This window comes from Microterricola pindariensis, assembly GCF_002936985.1.
GTDB lineage: Bacteria > Actinomycetota > Actinomycetes > Actinomycetales > Microbacteriaceae > Microterricola > Microterricola pindariensis.
Map to the genome: position 1 here is coordinate 109,919 of NZ_MPZN01000003.1, position 20,119 is coordinate 130,037.

Annotated in this window: 16 protein-coding genes; 4 read left to right on the forward strand and 12 right to left on the reverse strand. The window is 71.0% G+C overall.

Features of this window, described 5'->3' with window-relative positions:
- The first annotated feature begins 41 nt into the window (after positions 1 to 41).
- Positions 42 to 527: a GNAT family N-acetyltransferase gene (locus GY24_RS01900; protein ID WP_104474116.1), complete on the forward strand. Its 486-nt coding sequence runs from the start codon at positions 42 to 44 to the stop codon at positions 525 to 527.
- Positions 528 to 937: 410 nt separating this feature from the next.
- Here the strand turns inward: GY24_RS01900 and GY24_RS01905 are convergent, their stop codons facing one another.
- The 4 genes from GY24_RS01905 to GY24_RS01920 form a co-directional block, all read right to left on the reverse strand.
- Complete coding sequence (locus tag GY24_RS01905; protein ID WP_104474117.1) at positions 938 to 2,353, reverse strand: HNH endonuclease signature motif containing protein; 1,416 nt, start codon at positions 2,351 to 2,353, stop codon at positions 938 to 940.
- Positions 2,354 to 2,427: 74 nt separating this feature from the next.
- Positions 2,428 to 2,859, reverse strand: coding sequence for a nitroreductase/quinone reductase family protein (locus GY24_RS01910; protein WP_104474118.1), 432 nt, complete (start codon positions 2,857 to 2,859; stop codon positions 2,428 to 2,430).
- Between the two features lie 78 nt (positions 2,860 to 2,937).
- Complete coding sequence (locus GY24_RS01915) at positions 2,938 to 4,251, reverse strand: MFS transporter (RefSeq protein ID WP_104474119.1); 1,314 nt, start codon at positions 4,249 to 4,251, stop codon at positions 2,938 to 2,940.
- 138 nt (positions 4,252 to 4,389) lie between these two features.
- Positions 4,390 to 5,016: an O-acetyl-ADP-ribose deacetylase gene (locus GY24_RS01920; RefSeq protein WP_324778073.1), complete on the reverse strand. Its 627-nt coding sequence runs from the start codon at positions 5,014 to 5,016 to the stop codon at positions 4,390 to 4,392.
- A 4-nt stretch (positions 5,017 to 5,020) separates the two neighbouring features.
- Here GY24_RS01920 and GY24_RS01925 point away from each other — a divergent pair, with 4 nt between their 5' ends.
- Positions 5,021 to 6,871 (forward strand): glycoside hydrolase family 15 protein, encoded by a 1,851-nt coding sequence (locus GY24_RS01925; protein WP_104474121.1) that lies wholly within the window; start codon positions 5,021 to 5,023, stop codon positions 6,869 to 6,871.
- A gap of 55 nt (positions 6,872 to 6,926) precedes the next feature.
- On the forward strand, positions 6,927 to 7,301 hold the full coding sequence (locus GY24_RS01930) for a VOC family protein (protein WP_104474122.1): 375 nt from the start codon (positions 6,927 to 6,929) through the stop codon (positions 7,299 to 7,301).
- A 265-nt stretch (positions 7,302 to 7,566) separates the two neighbouring features.
- On the opposite strand, the gene GY24_RS01935 is transcribed toward GY24_RS01930, so the two are convergent.
- The 3 genes from GY24_RS01935 to GY24_RS01945 form a co-directional block, all read right to left on the reverse strand.
- A complete protein-coding gene (locus GY24_RS01935; protein ID WP_104474123.1) occupies positions 7,567 to 9,063 on the reverse strand; it encodes a S8 family serine peptidase in 1,497 nt (498 codons plus the stop codon).
- A 162-nt stretch (positions 9,064 to 9,225) separates the two neighbouring features.
- Positions 9,226 to 10,371 carry an alpha/beta hydrolase family protein gene (locus GY24_RS01940; RefSeq protein ID WP_112287872.1) on the reverse strand — a complete coding sequence of 382 codons (1,146 nt, stop codon included), beginning with the start codon at positions 10,369 to 10,371 and terminating at the stop codon, positions 9,226 to 9,228.
- A gap of 99 nt (positions 10,372 to 10,470) precedes the next feature.
- Positions 10,471 to 10,884 (reverse strand): DUF1622 domain-containing protein, encoded by a 414-nt coding sequence (locus tag GY24_RS01945; RefSeq protein ID WP_104474137.1) that lies wholly within the window; start codon positions 10,882 to 10,884, stop codon positions 10,471 to 10,473.
- 153 nt (positions 10,885 to 11,037) lie between these two features.
- On the opposite strand from GY24_RS01945, the gene metH reads away from it, so the two are divergent.
- Positions 11,038 to 14,622, forward strand: a complete 3,585-nt coding sequence (gene metH, locus GY24_RS01950) for a methionine synthase (RefSeq protein ID WP_233279144.1) — start codon at positions 11,038 to 11,040, stop codon at positions 14,620 to 14,622.
- 576 nt (positions 14,623 to 15,198) lie between these two features.
- Here metH and GY24_RS17350 read toward each other — a convergent pair.
- The 5 genes from GY24_RS17350 to GY24_RS01975 form a co-directional block, all read right to left on the reverse strand.
- A complete protein-coding gene (locus GY24_RS17350; protein WP_112287874.1) occupies positions 15,199 to 16,026 on the reverse strand; it encodes an ECF transporter S component in 828 nt (275 codons plus the stop codon).
- A complete protein-coding gene (locus GY24_RS01960) occupies positions 16,023 to 17,996 on the reverse strand; it encodes an ATP-binding cassette domain-containing protein (RefSeq protein ID WP_104474125.1) in 1,974 nt (657 codons plus the stop codon). The genes GY24_RS17350 and GY24_RS01960 overlap by 4 nt, the downstream gene beginning before the upstream one ends.
- Positions 17,997 to 18,542 carry a hypothetical protein gene (locus GY24_RS01965; RefSeq protein WP_104474126.1) on the reverse strand — a complete coding sequence of 182 codons (546 nt, stop codon included), beginning with the start codon at positions 18,540 to 18,542 and terminating at the stop codon, positions 17,997 to 17,999. It abuts the gene before it with no gap.
- Between the two features lie 105 nt (positions 18,543 to 18,647).
- Complete coding sequence (locus tag GY24_RS01970) at positions 18,648 to 19,622, reverse strand: intradiol ring-cleavage dioxygenase (protein WP_104474127.1); 975 nt, start codon at positions 19,620 to 19,622, stop codon at positions 18,648 to 18,650.
- Positions 19,623 to 19,861: 239 nt separating this feature from the next.
- Positions 19,862 to 20,119 (reverse strand): DbpA RNA binding domain-containing protein (locus GY24_RS01975; RefSeq protein WP_193953480.1); only part of this gene is annotated, 258 nt, incomplete at its 5' end.

The following is a 20,119-nucleotide window of genomic DNA, read 5'->3' on the forward strand; positions in this document are numbered from 1 at the left end:
CACGGAGCGTTCCGCCCACAGCGCGCCGCTACGCTGAATGCATGAGTTCTCTGCGTCCTGCCACCCCATCCGATATCGCCGAGATCCTGCGGCTGATCGTCGAATTGGCGGTCTACGAGAAGGAGCCGGATGCCGTCGTGGCCACGGAGGAATCCCTGCAGCGGGCGCTGTTCGCGGAGAACCCGATGGTCTTTGCGCACGTCGTCGACGGCGACCGGCCGGGCGAACTGGCCGGGATCTCGATCTGGTACCTGACCTTCTCCACTTGGGAGGGCGTGCACGGCATCCATCTGGAGGACCTCTACGTCAGCCCCGAGTACCGCAGCCGGGGCCTCGGCAAAGCACTGCTGCTGAATCTGGCAGCCCTGTGCGTGGAGCGCGGCTACGCCCGGCTGGAGTGGGACGTGCTCGACTGGAACGAGCCGGCCATCGGCTTCTACCGCGCGCTCGGCGCCGTGGGCATGGACGAGTGGACGCGGTTCCGCCTGGACGGCGAGGCGCTGGACCGCCGAGGCGCGGCCGCGTAGCGCGTCCTCGCGATTCCCCACATCGGCTGGAGGGAGCGCCAGCGACCGAAGCCCTGACACGGCCGGGGGAGGGGCGCTGCGCGCGGGTGCTGCGGACGGCTGTTTTCGTGTTGGCTCCCGGGCTTCGGGGGCTGCGCTGCTCCTTCGTCGCGGCGCGGCCCCCTCGAGCCGACGTGGGGAGGTGCCGGCCCGCTGGACCCGACGGGGGAGGAGTGGGCCCGCTGGACCCGACGTGGGGAGGGGTGGGCCCGCTGGACCCGACGGGGGAGGAGCGGGCCCGCTGGACCCGACGTGGGGAGGACTGGGCCCGCTGGACACGACGTGGGGAGGAGCCGGCCCGTGATTTCCCACGTCGGCTGGAGGGAGCGCCAGCGACCGAAGCCCTGACACGGCCGGGGGCGGTGGTTGCGCTAGAAAGCGGAGTCGTCCGGGTAAGCGGTCGGCGTGTAGCGGGCGGTGTAACCGGTGGGGGTGTGGATGGTGAGGGCGTCGCCGTCGTCGCGGTCGCGACTGATGCGGATCTTGGTGAGGGTTTTCAGCCGGTGCTCTGGAGGACAGAGCGGGATCAGATTTCGAATGTTCGTCGGCCCGTGGTCGCGAGCCCATTCCCGGAGGTGGTCGATGTCGGCGGTGGCGGCGTCGCAGTCGCAGCCGGGCCTGGCGCAGCGGCCGTACTTGACGGTGAGCCAGTCGCGCTGCGCCTTCGTGGGCCGGTATGCGGTGCGGTCCAGGTCGAGGATCTCGCCGCTGATCGGGTCGGTGCCGATCCTGCGGAAGGCGGGGGCGTCGTCGAAGAGCCCCGCGGCAGTGGCCGGGTCGATCGGGCCGTAGCCGTGCAGCACCGGCAGCTGCCCGTCCTGGCCCACTGTGCCGAGCATGCTGAGGATCGGCACGAGCAGGATCGGCCGGACCTTCGCGGCGGTCGGGGTGCCGTCCCCGGCCAGCCAGGCCACGGCCAGGTCGGCCCGAATCTGGGGCCGGGTGCGCCGCGACGCGCGGTTGGTTCCCGCCTCCCGAGCGATGCGATCGGCCTGCTTCTCCTGCTTCTGCACGTTGCGGGCGGTGGAGTTCAGGCGGGCTTTGACGCGGATGGCGTCGGGGGCGCTGATCAGGGCATGCAGCCAGGCCATTCCGTCCTCGGCGGGCTCCACCCAGACCCGGCGTTCCGTCAGGGCGCGGGCGGTGCGGGCGGCGGGCGGCTCGGCGAGGAGGCGCTGTTGCAGAACCCGGGCCTTCGTCCGGAACGCGGCCGGCGTCAGGGTGGGGGCCGCGGCAGCGAGGGTGCTGTCGTACTCAGCGACCGCGTCCGGCTCGTCCAGTCCGTTCGCGAACTGCACGGCGGCCTGGGCGTGGGCGTAGCTGGTCAGGCCGAGCCGGAACAGTTCCCAGAACGCCGGCAGCTTCTCTTGCAGGAGTTGGCCCTCGTAGGCGCGGTCGCGGACCTGGTTCGGGGTGAGGTTCAGCTGGAGGGCGGCGTCCAGCGCGGCGGCACGGGCGGCCAGCTCGACCGCATCCGGTTCGGCCAGGCCGCCGGGCTGCAGGTAGACGGACAGGTGGGCCCGGCTGGTGTTCAACACGGCGGCGAGGGCGGCCAGCTGGGTGGCCATGGCCCGGTTCCCGGCGTGCTGGGCCTCCAGTGCTGAGTCGATGGCGTACCCGACGGACTCCACCGGGGAGGCCAGAACGGGCACGGATTCGACGGGTGCGGAGGGCCGGGGAGAGTCCAGATATGCCCAGTCCGGCTCGGGCGGGATCTCGTCCTCCAGAAGCAGCGCCCCGGGATCGCCGAAAGGGTTCTCGACCGGGGTTTTCATGCTTCTGCGCATGCCCCAATTCTAGTCATTCACTGCGATGAAAACAAGAGATTTCGTCACTTTTGTGACAGGTTCATTCGAGCACGTCAGGCCCCGCGCCGCCGGGTCAGCGAGAACACGGGGATGACACGACTTGTGCGGTTCTCATACTCGGCGAAGGCGGGATTCGCCGCCACAAACAGCGGCCAGGCGGCATCGCGCTCGGCGCGGGGCAGTTCGCGTGCGCGCACGGGCACGATCCCGGCATCCGGCGTCTCGATCATCACATCGGGATGGGCGCGCAGGTTGTAGTACCAGTGCGGGTTCTTCGAGGATCCGCTCTGGGAAGCCGCGACCAGCCACGTGTTCTCGTCGCTGCGGATGCCGGTCACCGGAGTGATGCGCTCGACACCGGTCTGAGCGCCGCGCTGATGGAGCAGCACGAGTCTCCGCCCGAACCCGGCCGTTGTCACGGTGCCGTTGTTCGCCCGGAATTCGTCGATGATCATCTGGGTCCAGTTTTGGGGTCGCTCGGACATGGCGGCTCCTCTCCACTCTTGATCGTGGGCCGAGCCGCTGGGGATGAAGTGGGAGTGTGTTGCGGGTTCGCTGTACCCTCAGCGCGTCGCATCCCGTGAGCTGATGACCCAGTTGGCCGCGCCCGCGAGGAGCACCACCAGGGCGGCGGCGAGCGGCACGAGCAGCGCGAGCTGTGCGCCGGCATCCTCGGCGAGGATCCCCACGAATGCCGAGGAGGACGCCTGGCCGACAATGATCGCCGAGCCCGCGATCGTCATGGCCGTGGCCGAACGGCCGGCGGGGGTGCGCGCCGCGACGAGCCCGTAGATCGTCACCAGGGTCGGCCCGACGCCGATGCCGCCGAGGGCCAGGGCGAGGATCATGACGGGGATGGTGGTGGCGGATGCCGCGATGACCGCGCCGGCCACGAGGGCCAGCGAGAAGACGAGCCAGCGGGCCCGCATCGAGAAGCGGGGGGAGAAGGCGGCCGCGCTGAGGGCGAGGATCGCCGAACCGATGCCCATCACCCCGTAGAGCACGCCGGCCTCCTCGGGGCGCGCGACCTCGTCCATGAACGCGGTGAGCGCGGTGAGCATGGCGCCGAAGAAGAGGCCCATGCCCAGGACGCCGAGCACGAGCACGAGCATCCGCGGCTTCAGCAGCTCGCGGAACGGCGCCCGGGCGGCGGCATCCGTGGTCTGGGCGTCTGAGGCGACGCGCGAGCTCTTGTGGAAGGCGAAGGCGGTCACGAAGATCAGCGTCAGCACGGCGGCGCCGATGATCGGTGCGGCCGGATTCATGGTCGTCGCGAGCAGTCCGACGATGACCGGGCCGAACACGAAGACGATCTCGTCGGTGGCAGACTCGTAGGCCATCGTGCCGTTCAGGGTCTTCGCCCGGACGCCGCGGGGCAGCGCCGTCTGGATGATGCCCACCAGGCGGCTGCGCGAGAGCGGGGACACCTGGGGTGCGGTGGCGCCGACGAGGAAGGCGACGCCGAGCAGTGCCAGATCGGGTACGGGGGCGAAGGCCGCCCAGGCGAAGGCGAGCAGGGCGAGGCTGTTGCCGATCGCGGCGACGAGCACGACCCGGCGCTGCCCGAAGCGGTCGACGGCCATGCCGAGCACCGGGCCGAGCAGCGCCGTCCCGAGCCCGACGGCCGCGGACGTGATGCCGCCGAGCGCGATGGAACCGCGCGCCGCGACGACGAGGGTCAGCACGCCGACCACCATCATCGCGAACGGCATACGCGCCACGAAGGCCACGGGGAAGTAGGAGAGGCCGGCGGCGTGGATCAGCCGGGTCGGCCGCGTGCCGGTCGGTTCGAGGGCCTGCAGCTCTGCAGCGAGCTCTGGCCCTGCAGCCGCGTCCGTCGACGCCTCCGCCTCGAGTTGACTGTCGTATCCCGCCATTGTGGCGCTCCTCCCTGGCGGCTGTGCCGCGACGGTTTGTGCCGCCGTTTTCGCCGGGGAGCGAATGGTAGATACACCTCAAAATCGTGCCGTTGCAAGAACAGTACTTCAGCCATCGTACGTCAGGACCTCCGGAGACTACCCGGAAAGTTGCTGGAGCACGGCGTCGTGGGTGTCCCGGGAGAACGCCACGAGGCGCACCTCGTCGAGGTGCGTTGGCGTGCCGGTGATGGCCTCGATGGCCACGGCGATCGCGTCCTCGCGCGGCCAGCCGTAGACGCCGGCACTGATCAGCGGGAACGCGATGCTGTGCGCCCCGAGCTCGTCGGCGACCTCCAAGCAGCGCCGGTAACAGCGGAGGAGAAGGGCCCGATCGCGTTGCCCGGCTGCGTAGTTCGGGCCGACCGTGTGGATGACCCAGCGGGCCTGCAGCTCTCCGGCCGTCGTCCACCCGGCATCACCGGTCTCGAGGCCGTGCGGGAACCGCGCGATGCAGTCGCGCAGAATCGCCGGGCCGCCTGCACGATGGATGGCGCCGTCGACCCCGCCGCCGCCGCGCATGGCGTTGTTCGCGGCGTTGACGATCGCATCGACGTTCTGCTGCGTGATGTCTCCCAGCACGGGGGTGATGGTGTTCACACGCCCAGTCTGCCAGCGGGGCCCGGATGCCGCGAGGGGAGTGCGCACCAGAGCGCTGGACAGCGCCGCGCCACCGACGTAGCGTGCTGGCAGCAGCCCGCCGGTCACACGCACACCTGGGAGCATCCGGATGCCCTTCCCGCCCATTGCCGACTACGCCTTCCTCTCCGACTGCGAGGTGAGCACGCTCATCGCGCCGGATGGGGGCGTCGAGTGGCTCTGCCTGCCGCGCCCGGACGCGCCGAGCGTCTTCGGCGCGCTGCTCGACCGCTCGGCCGGGAGCTTCCGCTTCGGGCCGTCCGGAGCCCGGGTGCCCCAGCAGCGCCGCTACCTGCCGGGCACCATGGTGCTGGAGACCACCTGGCACACGGCGACCGGCTGGCTCACCGTCACCGATGCGCTCGTGCTCGGCCCCGTCGCCTCGATCCGGCGCGGCGACACCCGGCGCTCGCCCGGCGACGCCAGCGCGCAACGCACCCTGCTCCGCATAGCCCACTGCTTCGACGGCCGGGTTGAGCTCGACCTCAGCTGCTTCCCCCTGTTCGACTACGGGCGGGTGTCTGGACAGTGGAACTACGACGGGGAGGGGTTCACCCGCACGAGCGTGGATGCCGCTGGCCTCACGCTCACGCTGAACAGCAGTGTGCCGCTGGGCCTGCTCGGTGCGCGCAGCTATGGGCGGAAGACGCTGGAGGCGGGCGACAGCGCCTTCGCCGCGCTGAGCTGGGGCGATGCCTTCCCGGGCGATCTCGCAGAGGCCAGGGAGCAGCTGGCGTACACCGAGTCGTTCTGGCGGTCGTGGATCAGCATGGCGCGCTTCCCCGACCACCGCTTCCGCCCGTACATGGAGCGCAGCGCGCTGGCGCTGAAGGGCCTGAGCTACGCCCCCACCGGGGCGATCATGGCGGCCGCGACAACCTCCCTGCCCGAGACGCCGGGCGGCGAGCGCAACTGGGACTACCGATTCACCTGGATCAGGGACACCGCCTTCATGCTGCGGGCGCTGCACAGTCTCGGCCTCGACTGGGAGGCGTTCGAGTATTTCGCCTTCATCATCGACGCCGTCTCGGAGCCGGACCCGGCCGACCCCTGGTCGCTGCAGATCATGTACGGCATCGGCGGCGAGCGCGACCTGACCGAGCACACCCTGGACCACCTCTCCGGCTACCGCGGCTCCCGCCCGGTGCGCACCGGCAATGGGGCGTTCGACCAGCACCAGCACGACGTCTGGGGGATGCTCCTCGACGCCGTCGAAGAGCACCTGCGCGGGGGAGGGCAGATCGCCCCGCACATCTGGGCGCGGCTCAGCGCGCTGGTCGACACGGCGCTCGTGAAGAGCACGGAACCCGACCAAGGCATCTGGGAGATGCGCGGCGCCCCGCAGCACTTCGTCGCCTCCAAGGTGCTGTGCTGGGTCGCCGCCGATCGCGGCATCCGCATCGCTCGCGCCCGCGGCGACCGGGAGCGGGCCGAGCGCTGGCAGGCCGGCGCCGACGCACTCAAGGAGGAGATCTGCGCCAGAGGCGTCGATGAGCGGGGCGTGTTCACCCAGCACTACGGCTCGACCGAGCTGGACGCCTCGCTCCTGTTGCTGCCGTTGATGGGGTTCCTGCCGCCGGAGGACGTGCGGGTGCGGGCCACCGTCTTGGCGATCGCCGAGGAGCTGACCGAGCAGGGGCTGGTGCTGCGCTACCGGGTCGATCGCACCGAGGATGGGCTGAGCGGCGAGGAGGGGACATTCTCGATCTGCTCGTTCTGGCTGGTGTCGGCGCTCGCCGTGGTCGGCGAGGTGGATGCCGCGGAGGCCCTCTTCGAGCGGATGCTCAGCTTCGCCGGTCCCCTTCGGCTCTACGCGGAGGAGATCGACGCCGCAACCGGCGCGCACCTGGGTAACTTCCCGCAGGCCTTCACGCACCTCTCCCTGATCGATGCGGCGAACCGGCTGATCGCCGCCGAGAACGCCGCGCGCGGCACCGAATGAGCGGCACCAGATCAGCGGCACCAGATCAGCCGCACCGATCAGAAAGAAGGACGACATGGAACTCGGGGCATTCTCGGTCAGCTTGGCCGTCGCGGACGTGCAGGCGTCCCAGGACTTCTACGAGGCGCTCGGCTTCGAGCAGGTGATGGGGGACGCCGCGCAGAACTGGCTGATCCTCCGCAACGGCAGCACGACCATCGGGCTCTTCCATGGCATGTTCGACAGCAACCTGCTCACCTTCAATCCGGGCTGGTCGGCCACGGCCGAGCCGCTCGACGATTTCGAGGATGTCAGGAGCCTGCAGAAGTCGTTGAAGGAGCGGGGGATGGATTTCCTCTCCGAGGCCGATGAGACGGCGAGCGGGCCCGGCAGCTTCATGCTGCGCGACCCGGACGGCAACATCATCCTGTTCGACCAGCACGTCGGCTGATCAGGGCCGCTGCCGGTCGACGCGCATCGGGTGACCGCTCGGTTGGGCCGGACCTCGAGGAGCGGATGCCGTGCACCGCTTTCACCCTGATCTGGCCGCAGCGCGGTTCATCCCCACGTTCTCCTTCGGGTCGGCGTCGGCACGCTGGACCTCTTCCGGGACGAGGGCCGACAAACAAGTCTGGGGCGTGCCGGCTCTCGCCGACACGCCCCAGACCCTTTCAGCCGAGCTCAGAACTGCTCAGCGCAGCTCAGATCTGCTCAGCTCACTGCACCGCCTTGAGTGCGTTGACCAGGCCCTCTCCGAAGAAGCCGTTGTTCGTGACCGGGCCGGTGCACTGCGCCGATCCGGTCGGGCAGGCGACATCCGTGGCCTGGGCGTAGAGCACCTGGCCGAGCCCGAGGCCCGAGTGCTCCGGGTGCACCGACTTCAGCAGCGCGGCGACGCCCGCAACGTGCGGCGACGCCATCGAGGTGCCGGAGGAGGTGCCGTATCCGCCGCCGGCAACTGTCGAGAGGATCGACGAGCCGGGGGCCGCGATGTCGATGACACCCAGACCGTAGTTGGAGAAGCCCGACTTGGCGCCCGTGGAGGTGGTGGAGGAGACCGTCACGACGCCGTCGAGCTCGGCGGGGATGTCGTGGCATCCGGTGGCCACGGAGCGCGTGACCGGCACCGTGTCATTCGGGCTGCCCGAATCGACCGTCTTGTTGGCAAGGTCCAGCGCCGAGTTGCCGGCTGCGGCGACGTTCAGGACGCCCTTGCCCTGCGAGTACTGCACGGCGCGGTTGACTGCGGTCTTCACGGCGCTCTGGTCGGCGCTGTTGTCGCACCAGAACTCCCACGGGTCGATGTAGTAGCTGTTGTTGGTGATGTCAGCACCGGTCTCGGTCGCGTGCATGAAGCCGCAGATGGCCGCCTCCGGGTAGATGAACCCGTCGTCGTTGACGACCTTCACCGCGGACACGCGCACGTTCGGTGCGACGCCGACGATGCCGATGCCGTTGCGGGCTGCCGCGATGGTTCCCGCGACGTGCGTGCCGTGCGAGCTGGTCGTTGGCTGCCACGACTCGTAGCTGCTGTCGGCCACGCCGCTCAGGCAGCTGGCCGAGGCGGCCACGTCGACGTTCGCGGCGAGGTCGGGGTGGTCGCCCTGGATGCCGGAATCGATCACCGCGACGAGAACGTCACGGCTGCCGTCGGTGATCTCGTGCGCGGCGGTCGCGCCGATTGCGGCCATGTCCCACTGGCGGTTCTCGGACGGGTCGGCGACCACGTTCACCTCGGCCTCGACGCCCATGTCCTTGGTCTGGTTCGCGGAGCGGCGGTTGCCGGATTCACCGGGAGCCAGCGGGTCGCTCACCCCGTACGTCGGATCGGTGGCTGCGACGGGTGCGGTGCGCGTCGCGCCGACCGACAGCACGGCCTTCTCGGTGGCGACGGATGCCGCGAATGCGGCGTTGTCGGACTGCGCGATAACGACGCCGATCTCGGCGTACGACTCGATCACGCTGCCGCCGGCCGCGGCAACAGCGCGCTCGACCTTGAGCGTCTGGCCGCGGTTGACGATGCGCACGTTGATGGCGTAGTTCATGAGCGGGCCGGGGGTGGCCTCAACGGCAGGGGCCTTCGCCGTGGGGTACGGCGCGGCTGTGGCGACACCGGGCACGAGTACCGCGGCGCCGAGTGCGATCGACAGGGCAAGCCCGGCCGTGAGTGCGCGTTTCCGCGAACGGCAGGAGGTGGTGCGGAGTGTGGACATCGTTCTCCTCAATTCTGAGGGGCCTCGAAGAGACCCCTGTTTGGTTCCGAAGCCTATGGATCAGCTGAGAGCGCGGATAGTCGACATTAAGGGGGACACCCCCCGCACGGGGGTATCTGATACAGGCGGTGCTAGTCCGCCGGCGGGTCGGGGCGGGGCGGGTCAGGCCGCCGGCGCGAACTGGGCCACGAACTCGGCGAGGGCAGCCTCGTACGAGCCGGGGTCGACGTTCCAGCTCTGGATGTGGCCGGCGTCGGCGACCGGAACGTAGCGCGCGTGTGGCAGCGATGCCGCGAACGCCTCACTCTCGGCGTGCGGGACCAGCGGATCGGCGAGGCCTTGGAAGAGCAGGATCGGCAGGTGCTCGAACGGGGCCGTCTGGTCGAGTTCGTCGAGCTCGGCCAGGTTGATGCCGCCCCGCCAGGCGACCGCGGCCTGCAGTGGAGAGCTCAGGAAGCCCAAGCCGAAGCGATCCGCCTGCCCCTGCAACACGCCGGACCAGTTGAGCACGGGGGAGTCCAGCACCATACCGCGCACCCGGGCGGCGTGCGGTGACTCGTGCATGAAGCGGGTGACGATGCTGCCGCCCATCGAGTCGCCGTAGAGCACGAAGTCGGTCGCACCCTGCCCGATGGCGTAGTCGGCTGCCGCCTCGAGGTCGCGCCACTCCGTCTGGCCGAGCGCGATGAGCCCGCTCGGGCTCGCGGGGGCGTCGACATCATTTCGGTAGGTGATCAGCAGCGTCGGCAGGCCGGCGTCGACGAGGGTCGGCAGCGGGCGGAGCCCGCTCTCCCGCTGCCCGTCGATGCCGTGCACGAACAGCACCCAGGTGTCGCCGTCGCCGGGTACCTGCCAGGCGGGCATCGCTCCGAGCTCGCCGGAGACCGTGACCGGGCTGAACGGGATGCCGAGGCTGCTCTCCGGGTCGCCGGCGTAGATGTTCGGATTCAGCGTGACAGCCGTGCCGGCGCTGAGGGGGCCGGAGATGTTCGAGAGGGGGCGGATGACGGTGTCGGCGGTGGTGCGGGTGACGGGGCCGATCGTCGCCGTTCCCGTGCCAGGGCCGGCATCCGTGTCCCAGACGAGACCGTAGGTGCCCACACGCTTGGTCGCCGCCATCGCGCGCAGCGTCACCGCGCCATCGGAGACGGCGATCACCGTGCCGGCATGGGTCGAGGTGTCATGGTGCGGTGTCAGCAGCAGTTGCGCGCCCCCGAACACGACGAGGGCGCACCCGGCGATGGCCGCGACTGCGACCCCGCCGAGGGTAAACCATGGCCAGCGGCGGCGGGTCTTAGTGCGTGACATGCGGTCACTCTAGCGGCAGTGGCGCGGAGAGCCGGGGCACGGGCGTCTAGGCTGATCGCACTAGGCACAGACCCCACCGTCCGGCTGTTGAGGTCGAATCTATTCGGGCGCGAGGACCTCGGCGGTCGGCGCCTGTGTCGGCGCTGGTGTCGGCGTCGGCGTCGGCGTCTGCGGCGGGGTCTTCGCCTGCCACGGCCAACGCCCATTGATCTCCAGCTCGAGCGAGAAGCTCAGGAAGGTGCGGATCAGCACGATCCCGCCGAGCACGGCCACGTTCTGGAATGTCGGGGTCAGCGCGACGGTCTTGATGATGTCGGCGGCGACGAGCAGCTCGAGCCCGAGCAGGATCGAGCGCCCGAGTGAACGGCGAAACGGCACGTAGACGGGCCCGCGCTTGCCGGCGAGACTGCGCAGCGCGACGACCGTGGCGATGATCGCGCCGATGACGATCACCGCGACGCCCGTGACGTCGAGGAAGGTGCCGATGAGCTCGATCGCAGCGTTGAAGTCCATGCCCATTGCTACACCCCCGGCACCGGCCCGGCAAGTGTCGGCACATGGCGTCATCCGGCCTCTCGGCCCGAATGCGCTCGGTACGATGAGCCTGTGACTGATGCGACGCTGCCGACCGACACCCTCCCGAGCCCCGAATTCGGGAGCACCGACATCTCGGCAGCGGTCCGTCCGGAGCGTGCCCAGGCCCTGCTCGACGCGCTCGCCTCGCGGGTCGTGATCGCCGACGGCGCGATGGGCACCATGCTGCAGGAGCACGAGCCGAGCCTCGCGGACTACCAGCAGCTCGAGGGCTGCAACGAGATCCTCAATGTCAGCCGGCCCGACATGATCGGCGCCATCCACGACGCCTACTTTGAGACCGGCATCGACGCCGTCGAGACCAACACCTTCGGCGCCAACTGGTCGAACCTCTCCGACTACAACATCGACGACCGCATCGAGGAGCTCGCCCACGCCGGCGCGGCCATCGCCCGCGGGCGGGCAGAGGCCTGGGAGGCGCGCGACGGCCGCCAGCGCTGGGTGCTCGGATCGATGGGTCCGGGCACGAAGCTGCCGAGCCTCGGCCACACCACCTACGCGCACCTCAAGGCGACGTTCGCCGAGCAGGCGCTCGGCCTGATCCGCGGCGGCGCCGACGCGTTCCTCATCGAGACCTCGCAAGACCTGCTGCAGACCAAGTCGGCGGTCAACGGATGCCGGGCGGCCATCGCCGCCAGCGGCATCCGCCTGCCCATCTTCGTCGAGGTGACCGTCGAGACGACCGGCACCATGCTGATGGGCAGCGAGATCGGAGCCGCGCTCACCGCGCTGGAGCCGCTCGGCATCGACGCGATCGGGCTCAACTGCGCGACCGGCCCCGCCGAGATGAGCGAGCACCTGCGCCACCTCTCCAAGTTCGCCACCGTCCCCGTCATGTGCATGCCGAACGCCGGTCTGCCGGTGCTCGGCGCCAACGGGGCCAGCTACCCGCTCACCCCGGTCGAGCTGGCGACGGCGCACGAGCAGTTCGTGCGGGAGTTCGGCCTGGGCCTCATCGGCGGATGCTGCGGCACGACGCCCGCACACATGCGGGCCGTGGTCGAGCGGCTGCAGGGCGCCACGCCCGCCGCACGCGCGCTGGAGACCGACCCGGGCGTCGCCAGCCTGTACCAGCACGTCAGCTTCGAACAGGAGAACTCCTACCTCTCGATCGGCGAGCGCACCAACGCCAACGGCTCGCGCGCCTTCCGCGAGGCCATGCTCGACGGCCGCTGGGACGACTGCGTCGACATCGCCCGCAACCAGGTGCGCGACGGCGCCAACATGCTCGACGTCTGCACCGACTACGTCGGCCGCGACGGGGCAGAGGACATGCGCTCCATCGTGTCGCGGCTGGCCAGCGCCTCGACGCTGCCGCTCGTCATCGACTCCACCGAGCCCGCTGTGCTGCAGGCCGGCCTCGAGCTGATCGGCGGCCGCCCCGTCGTCAACTCCGTCAACTTCGAGGACGGCGAGGGCGGCACCAGCCGTTTCGCCCGCATCATGCCGCTCGTCAAGGAGCACGGCGCGGCCGTGATCGCCCTGACCATCGACGAGCAGGGCCAGGCCCGCACGACCGAGACGAAGGTGGCCATCGCCTCCCGGCTGGTCGACACGCTCGTCGACGAGTGGGGCATGCGGGTCGAGGACATCATCGTGGACGCCCTCACCTTCCCCATCGCCACCGGGCAGGAGGAGACCCGGCGCGACGCCATCGAGACCATCGAGGCGATCCGCCAGATCACCGCGAAGTACCCGGGCATCAACACCACCCTCGGCGTCTCCAACGTCTCCTTCGGCCTCAACCCGGCCGCCCGCTCGGTGCTGAACTCGGTGTTCCTGCACGAGGCCGTCGAGGCCGGGCTGACCAGCGCGATCGTCGACGCCGCGAAGATCGTGCCGCTGGCATCCGTGCCGGAGGACCGCCGCAAGGTCGCCCTCGACCTCGTCTGGGACAGGCGCGAGTACGACGCGGAGGGCACGCTCGTCTACGACCCGCTCTCCACCATGCTCGACCTGTTCGCCGGGGTGGACGCCGCCGCGCTCAAGGACCAGCGGGCTGCCGAGCTGGCCGCGCTGCCGGTGGGCGAGCGGCTGGAGCGCCGCATCATCGACGGCGAGGGCAAGGGACTGGAGGGCGACCTCGACCTGGCCCGCGCCGGTGGGGCGAGCGCCATCGACATCATCAACCTGCACCTGCTGGAGGGCATGAAGGTCGTCGGGGAGCGCTTCGGCGCCGGCGAGATGCAGCTGCCGTTCGTGCTGCAGTCCGCCGAGGTGATGAAGAACGCCGTCGCCCTGCTCGAGCCGCACATGGAGAAGACGGATGCCGCCGGCAAGGGCACCATGGTGATCGGCACCGTGCGCGGCGACGTGCACGACATCGGCAAGAATCTCGTCGACATCATCCTGTCGAACAACGGCTACACGGTCGTCAACATCGGCATCAAGCAGACCATCAACGAGTTCATCGCCGCCGCAGAGGAGCACAACGCCGACGTCATCGGCATGAGCGGGCTGCTCGTGAAGTCGACCGTGGTGATGAAGGAGAACCTGCTCGAGCTGCAGAACCGCGGGTTCGCGAAGCGCTGGCCGATCATCCTGGGCGGAGCCGCCCTCACCCGCAGTTACGTCGAGGACGACCTCGATGCGCTCTTCGACGGCACCGTGCGCTACGCCCGCGACGCCTTCGAGGGCCTCGCCCTGATGGAGCCGCTCGTGGCGATCGCCCGCGGCGCAGAGCCGGAGAGCGTCGGGCTGCCCGCGCTGAAGAAGCGCATCCACCGGCAGAGCCAGCTGATCGTCACCGAGCCGGAGGACCTGCCCGCCCGCTCGGATGTCGCTGCCGACAACCCCGTGCCGGTGCCACCGTTCTGGGGCACCCGCATCGTCAAGGGCATCGCGCTGGCCGAGTACTCGGCGTTCCTGGACGAGCGCGCGACGTTCCTCGGCCAGTGGGGGCTGAAGCCGGGCCGCGGCGACGACGGCGCCAGCTACCAGGAGCTCGTCGACACCGAGGGACGGCCGCGGCTGCGCTACTGGCTGGACCGGATCCTCGCCGAGGGCATGCTGGATGCCTCCGTCGCCTACGGCTACTTCCCGGTGATCGCCGACGGCAACGACATGGTCGTGCTGCACCACGGCGACGATGCGGCCGGGCTGCTCGGCGTGCCGGGGCTGCTGGCACCGGACGGCGGCTCCGGCGGAGCGGCCGGCAGCGAGCGGCTGCGCTTCACCTTCCCGCGGCAGCGCCGCGACCGGCACCTGTGCCTCTCCGACTTCGTGCGCGGGAAGGACACCGGGCAGGTCGACGTCGTCGCCGTGCAGTTGGTGACCGCCGGGCAACGGGTGAGCGAGACGACGTCGAAGCTGTTCGCCGAGAACAAGTACCGCGACTACCTGGAGCTGAACGGCCTCGCGATGCAGCTCACCGAGGCGCTGGCCGAGTACTGGCACTCGCGCGTGCGTGCGGAGCTCGGCCTGGCCGGCGAGGAGCCGGCGGATGTCGCCGGGCTGTTCAAGCTGGAGTACCGCGGTGCCCGCTTCTCACTCGGGTACCCGGCGTGCCCCGAGATGGAGGACCGCCGCAAGGTCGTCGAGCTGCTGAAGCCGGAGCGGATGGGTGTCGTGCTCTCGGAGGAGCTGCAGCTCCACCCGGAGCAGTCCACCGACGCGTTCGTCTTCCACCACCCCGAGGCCAAGTACTTCTCGGTCTAGCCGCCGCGCCTGCCGCCCCCGCCCCCTTCCCGTTGGCTCCGCGGCTTCGGTCGCTCGTTCCTCGCTCCCTCGAGCCGACGTGGGGTCTCCCGGTGGCTCGAGGGAGCACCAGTGACCGAAGCCAACAGCGCCGGGTATGCCCATCTCCGTTGGTCGAGTAGGCGCGCCAGCGCCGTATCGAGACCTCGCAACCTGGTCTCGATACGCTCGTTCCTCGCTACTCGACCAGCGGGTGTGGCCGAGGCTGGTGCTCAGCGCGCGGCGGGCGTGGCGCCGTCCAGCGGGTGTGGGATCTCCCGGTGGCTCGAGGGAGCGCCAGCGACCGAAGCCAACAGCGCCGGGTGTGCCCATCTCCGTTGGTCGAGTAGGCGCGCCAGCGCCGTATCGAGACCTCGCAACGCGGTCTCGTTGGCTCCGGGGCTTCGGGGGCTGCGCTGCTCCTTCGTCGCGGCGCGGCCCCCTCGAGCCGGCGTGGGGAGTGGAGGGGTGCGCGCATCCCCGTTGGCTCGAGGGAGCGCCAGCGACCGAAGCCAACAAGCGGCGCCAACCCGCAGCGGGTATGGTCGAGGCTGGTGCTCAGCGTGCGGCGGGGAGCTTCGCGCGGCGGAGGGCGGCCAGCAGCGTCGGGCCGAGCAGCGCCAGCCCGACCACGGTGGTGACGGCACGCACGGTGTCCCAGGTCAGCGTCGAGCTCACCAGCGAGTACAGGGCGAACGAGGCCAGGTTCGTGCCGAGCGGCGCGCCGGCCTCATAGGAGATGTCGGTGCCCATGCCGACCGCGAACGGCCAGAACCAGATGTTCATCAGCAGCCCGAACAGATAAGACGCCGCGACCCCGTACCCGGCGAGCATCAGGATCTCGAGCCTGCCCGCCCGCTTCACTGCAGAAAGCGCGGCCAGCGCGGCATCGGCGGACGCCGCATCCGCCCCACCGCGCACCCGCGCCCGGATGCGCGGCAACAGGCCGGCCCCCGCCGCCACCCAGGCGCAGGCAAACATCTGGAATGGCGTCCACGGGCCGAATCCGCCCCAGAGCAGCGACGACACGGCGATCGTGATGAGCCCGAGGAGGAAGCCGAAGCGGGCGCCGTAGGCGCGGCCGGCCAGGATCAGCACGATGAACACCGCCTCGATGCCCCCGACACCGGCGCCGGCGATGCGGATGCCCGCGCCGATCGCCGCGAGCACGCCGAGCAGTGCGACGGCCTTGGCCGAGTGCATCTCGCGGTCGAGCGCCAGCGCGACGACGGCGATGGCGGCCGGCACCAGGGCCATGGCGACGAATGGCGCGGCCCGTTGGGCATCGGCCGGCACGGCACTGGCCAGCAGTGGCCAGGCGAAGCCCGCGAACGCCAGCAGGCTGCCGGTGGCGAGGGCGAGCGCCGTCCAGGTGGCGCGGCTCATCGCGGCACCGCCGCGTCCTCGGCCCGCAGCCGGCCATCGGCCAAGCGCAGTCGTCGTTCGGCGTAGCTCCGCGCGAAGCCGGCGTCGTGCGTGGCGAACAGCACGGCGCGTCCGCTCTCCGGCTCTCCGTGCTGGGCGGCACGCTGCAGGGCGAGGCCGACCATCTGCCGGGTCGCCGGGTCCAGACCCCGTGACGGCTCGTCGACGAGCAGCACGTCGGGCGCGGGCGCCAGTTGGATCGCCAGGGCGAGGCAAAGCTGCTGCCCGGCAGAGAGGTCCCGCGGATGCCGCAGCAACAGCGCCATGTGGCTCGGGCTGCCCGCGTCCTGCCCGAGCAGCAGCGCGAAGGTCGTGTCGGTCGGCACCGCGGGGGAGTCGGCGCGGTCCGCCCGCCGGCACTCGGCCGCCACGCTGGTCTGCAGGAAGAGCTCGTCGACGCGCTCCGGCACCAGCGCGATGCGCCGCCGGCGCTGCGCCGGGGTGAGTGCCGCGACGTCGTCGCCGGCGACGAGCACGGTTCCGGCGGCATCCGCCAGCGCCATCGCCAGGAGCAGGCTCGACTTGCCCGCGCCGTTCTGGCCGGACAGCGCCACGAGCTCGCCGGCGGCCAGCTCGAACGCGGCGCCGTCGACGACGGTTGCGCCGTCGTGCGCGACGCTCAACCCGCGAACGTGGGCGAGCGGATGCCGGGCATCGGCGGCCGGGGCCGGAGCGGCGGGAGGAGTCTCGAGCCGTGCCGCGGGCGCCTCCGCGGACACCCGCACCCGGCCGCCGTCGATCTGCAGCCACTGCTCGGCGAGTGGCTGCCAGAGCTCCCACTGGTGCTCGGCGACGATCACCGCCACGCCGTGCTCCCGCACGAGACCGCGCAACGCCGCGGACACCCGGAGCCGAGCCGCGTCGTCGAGCTCGGCGAGCGGCTCGTCGACGAGCAGCAGCCGGGGCCGGGCGACGACCGCGGCGGCGATCGCGACGAGCGTCGCCTCGCCGGCCGAGAGCGCAATGATGTCGCGGTCGAGCAGATGGCCGATCGTGAGCAGCTCGGCCGTCGCCCGCACCCGCTCGGTGCGCGCCGGCTCTGCGACGCCCTGCACGGCCAGCGCGAAGCCGATCTCCTCGCGCACCGTGGCGGTGGCGAAGCCGAGGCGCACGTTCTGCGCGACCGAGCCGACGAACGCGGCCGTCTCGCGCGGCGGGGTCGTCGCCCGGTCGACGCCGGCAACACGGATGCGCCCACTCTGGTGCCCGCCGTCGAAGTGCTGGAACAGGCCGTCGAGGCCGCGCAGCAGGCTGGACTTTCCCGCGCCGGTGGGCCCGACGAGCACCGTGAAGGTACCGGGGGTAATAGTGAAGGTCATTCCCGAAAGGAGGGGCGTGCCGTCGCGGTGGAGACCGGCATCCGCCAACTCGGCGACCGGCGCGAGCGTCTCGGCGACCGGCGTGGCGGCTGGCAGCGGATGCCGCGCCGCGAAGCCGCGCACCTCCATGGAAGCGGCGAGGGCGAGCGCCCGCTCGATGGTCTGCTCGAACACGGGCACCAGCAGCGCCGCTGTCCCGCGTTCGCCGCGCAGCGCGGCGGCCCGGCGGAGCCTGCGCACAGCCTGCGCGAGCGCGGGGGCGGTCGACCAGGCGATCACGAGCGATCGGCTGATGGCCCGCAGCGGCCCGCGGGTCGAGCCGTGCACGAACAGCCTGCGCATGTCGATGACGGCGTTGACGAGCCCGAAGGCGAGGATGACGGCCGCAAAGGGCAGCGCGCTGACCGCCGCATTCCAGAGCCCGCCCGTCGTGATGGGGCCGAACAGGGCGACGTGCGCGAATGGCCCGCCGAGCGGGATGCGGGGCAGGTCGAGCAGCAGGATGCCGCTGCCGCCCGCCCCGCCGAAGACGACGCGGTAGACCACGCGGGTCGCGACGAACACGGCGGCAACGAGTGCCGCCGTGCGCAGCGCGCCCGCGTGGAAGCGCACCTAGTCCGCCGCCGGGGGCTGCGGCTCGGTGCCGGAGCCGGTGGTGTAGACGAGGCCGATGCTCTGGCCGGGCTCGGCCTGCAGCGTGGAGAGGCCCTCCATGGCGAAGCCCCAGTCGGCGTCGGCGGCCGGCTTCACCCAGAGCGCCCAGAAGGCGTAGGCGGGGGACATCGAGCTGCACGGCTCGGTGAACGGCGCCTCGCCCGCCACCTCGACGGTCTCGTCGGCGGCCGGGCGGCCGTCGACGCGGCAGACCACGGCGTCGCCGTAGTCGGCGTTGCCCTCTGTCCTCACTCCGGCCTGCGCGATCGCGTCGGCGGCGGCAATCGCGGCGTCGGCGTCGATGCAGTCGGTGACGGACGGGGAGTCCAGGATGCCGAAGTCGACGACGACCTCGACGCCCGAACAGCTCTCGCCCGCGGCGGGGGCGGCGGCGGCGTCGCTCGCGGCGGGGGTGGTCGGTTCAGGTGCGGCATCCGTGCCTGTGGCGCAACCGCTCAACAACAGGGCGCCGACGATGGCCGCGGAAAAGAGGGGGATTTTCATGGGTCCAGCGTAGCGAGCGCGTCCACGCACGCCGACCGAATGACGGCGCATGAAGCCGCCATCCCGCGCCGGGCGTGTCGGCGCCCGGCGATCACCCTCCCGCTCTCAGTTCGAGGGCGGCGGCCCGCCACCGGGCCCGCCGCTCGGCGGCGTGCCCCCGCCTCCGCCGTTTCCGCCTCCGCCCGGCGCCGAGCCCGCGGTCGGCGTCGTGCGGGTGTCCACCCGCACCGTGAGGGAGACCTGGTAGCCGGATGTCGCGTCGCCGGTCACCGTGGCCAGCTGCAGCGCGCCGCCGTCGTCGCCGAACACGTTGTCGCTGGCGAGGCTGACCTGGGCGAGGTTCTCTGCGGAGCCCTCGTACCCGTCGAGGGCGTACACGGTCTCGCAGACGTCCTGTGGCAGGGCCAGCTGTGAGGTGGAGATGGCGTTCGCCGAGTCGGTGATGGCGCCGACGCCGGGGTACACCTCGAAGTGCACGTGCGGCCAGCGCCCCGTGTAGCAGGCCGGGAAGATCGACGTGTAGGAGACCTTCCCGGCGCTGTCGGCCACCTGCACGCCGCGCAGGTAGGTGACGTTCTCCAGCCCGCTCGAGTACATCGAGTAGCCGCCGCCGCTGTCGCAGTGCCAGACGTAGACCGCCACACCGGCGAACGGCACGTCGTTGCCCGCCATGTCGAGGATCGTCAGCGTGATGGCCATCGGCACGCCCGTCGCGGTGGCGCCGCCATCGATGCTGGAGCGGATGTCGCTGCGCACGATCCCCGACTGCTCGAGGATGTCTGGCCCGTTCGAGCCGTCGCCGGGGTACGGGCCGGCCGTCTCGTCGGGGATCTCGCCCGTCGCGGTGCCCGCCGTCGCCGCGCCGGAGGACGTGCCGCCCGCGCCGCCCGGGGTGCAGGCTGCCAGCAGCACGGCCCCGAGACCGGCGCCGAAGACGCTGAGCACGCCGCGCCGGCTCATCAGGGTGCCGATGTCGAACGCGACGCCCTGGTCGACCACCTCCTCGTCTGCCCGGTCGAGCAGGCGGCCTTCGAATGACGGGCCGGCCGGGGTGGACTCTGGTTCGGGGATGCGGCTCATGGGGACCTCGCGAGTTCTGGTTGTCGGAGCGTACTCCGAGCATGCGGGGCCGTGCCATGCCCCTGCCCTGAGCGGGCTGGGAGTCCGCTATGGACGGTGCCGGCCGGCATCCGCTTCACGCGCCACCTAAACCGCGCACAAACGCAAACGAGCGGGGGCTTATGCACGGTGTCGAGGTTCAACACTGTGCAGAAGCCCCCGCTCGGAGGGGTCAGGCGCTCAGGAGGGCGCCTGGGTGCTTAGTAGCGCTCGCGCGGCTTGCGGTCGCCGTAGCCACCGCGGTCGCCGCCACGGTCACGGTCGCCGTAGGAGCCGCGGTCGTCACGGCGCGCAGGCGCACCGCTGTCCGGGCGCAGCTCGATGAGCTTGCCGCTGATGCGGGTGTTCTCGAGGCGCGCCAGCGTGTCCTGGCTGAGGTTGGCCGGCAGGTCGACGAGCGAGAAGTCGGGGCGGATCTGGATCGCACCGAAGTCGTCCCGGCTGAGGCCACCCTCGTT

Excerpts from the sequence above, each read along its gene's own strand:
- GY24_RS01900 (WP_104474116.1), top strand. The coding sequence starts at position 42 with ATGAGTTCTCTGCGTCCTGCCACCCCATCCGATATCGCCGAGATCCTG.
- GY24_RS01905 (WP_104474117.1), bottom strand. The coding sequence starts at position 2,353 with ATGCGCAGAAGCATGAAAACCCCGGTCGAGAACCCTTTCGGCGATCCC.
- GY24_RS01910 (WP_104474118.1), bottom strand. The coding sequence starts at position 2,859 with ATGTCCGAGCGACCCCAAAACTGGACCCAGATGATCATCGACGAATTC.
- GY24_RS01915 (WP_104474119.1), bottom strand. The coding sequence starts at position 4,251 with ATGGCGGGATACGACAGTCAACTCGAGGCGGAGGCGTCGACGGACGCG.
- GY24_RS01920 (WP_324778073.1), bottom strand. The coding sequence starts at position 5,016 with ATGCTCCCAGGTGTGCGTGTGACCGGCGGGCTGCTGCCAGCACGCTAC.
- GY24_RS01925 (WP_104474121.1), top strand. The coding sequence starts at position 5,021 with ATGCCCTTCCCGCCCATTGCCGACTACGCCTTCCTCTCCGACTGCGAG.
- GY24_RS01930 (WP_104474122.1), top strand. The coding sequence starts at position 6,927 with ATGGAACTCGGGGCATTCTCGGTCAGCTTGGCCGTCGCGGACGTGCAG.
- GY24_RS01935 (WP_104474123.1), bottom strand. The coding sequence starts at position 9,063 with ATGTCCACACTCCGCACCACCTCCTGCCGTTCGCGGAAACGCGCACTC.
- GY24_RS01940 (WP_112287872.1), bottom strand. The coding sequence starts at position 10,371 with ATGTCACGCACTAAGACCCGCCGCCGCTGGCCATGGTTTACCCTCGGC.
- GY24_RS01945 (WP_104474137.1), bottom strand. The coding sequence starts at position 10,884 with ATGGACTTCAACGCTGCGATCGAGCTCATCGGCACCTTCCTCGACGTC.
- GY24_RS17350 (WP_112287874.1), bottom strand. The coding sequence starts at position 16,026 with ATGAGCCGCGCCACCTGGACGGCGCTCGCCCTCGCCACCGGCAGCCTG.
- GY24_RS01965 (WP_104474126.1), bottom strand. The coding sequence starts at position 18,542 with ATGAAAATCCCCCTCTTTTCCGCGGCCATCGTCGGCGCCCTGTTGTTG.
- GY24_RS01970 (WP_104474127.1), bottom strand. The coding sequence starts at position 19,622 with ATGAGCCGCATCCCCGAACCAGAGTCCACCCCGGCCGGCCCGTCATTC.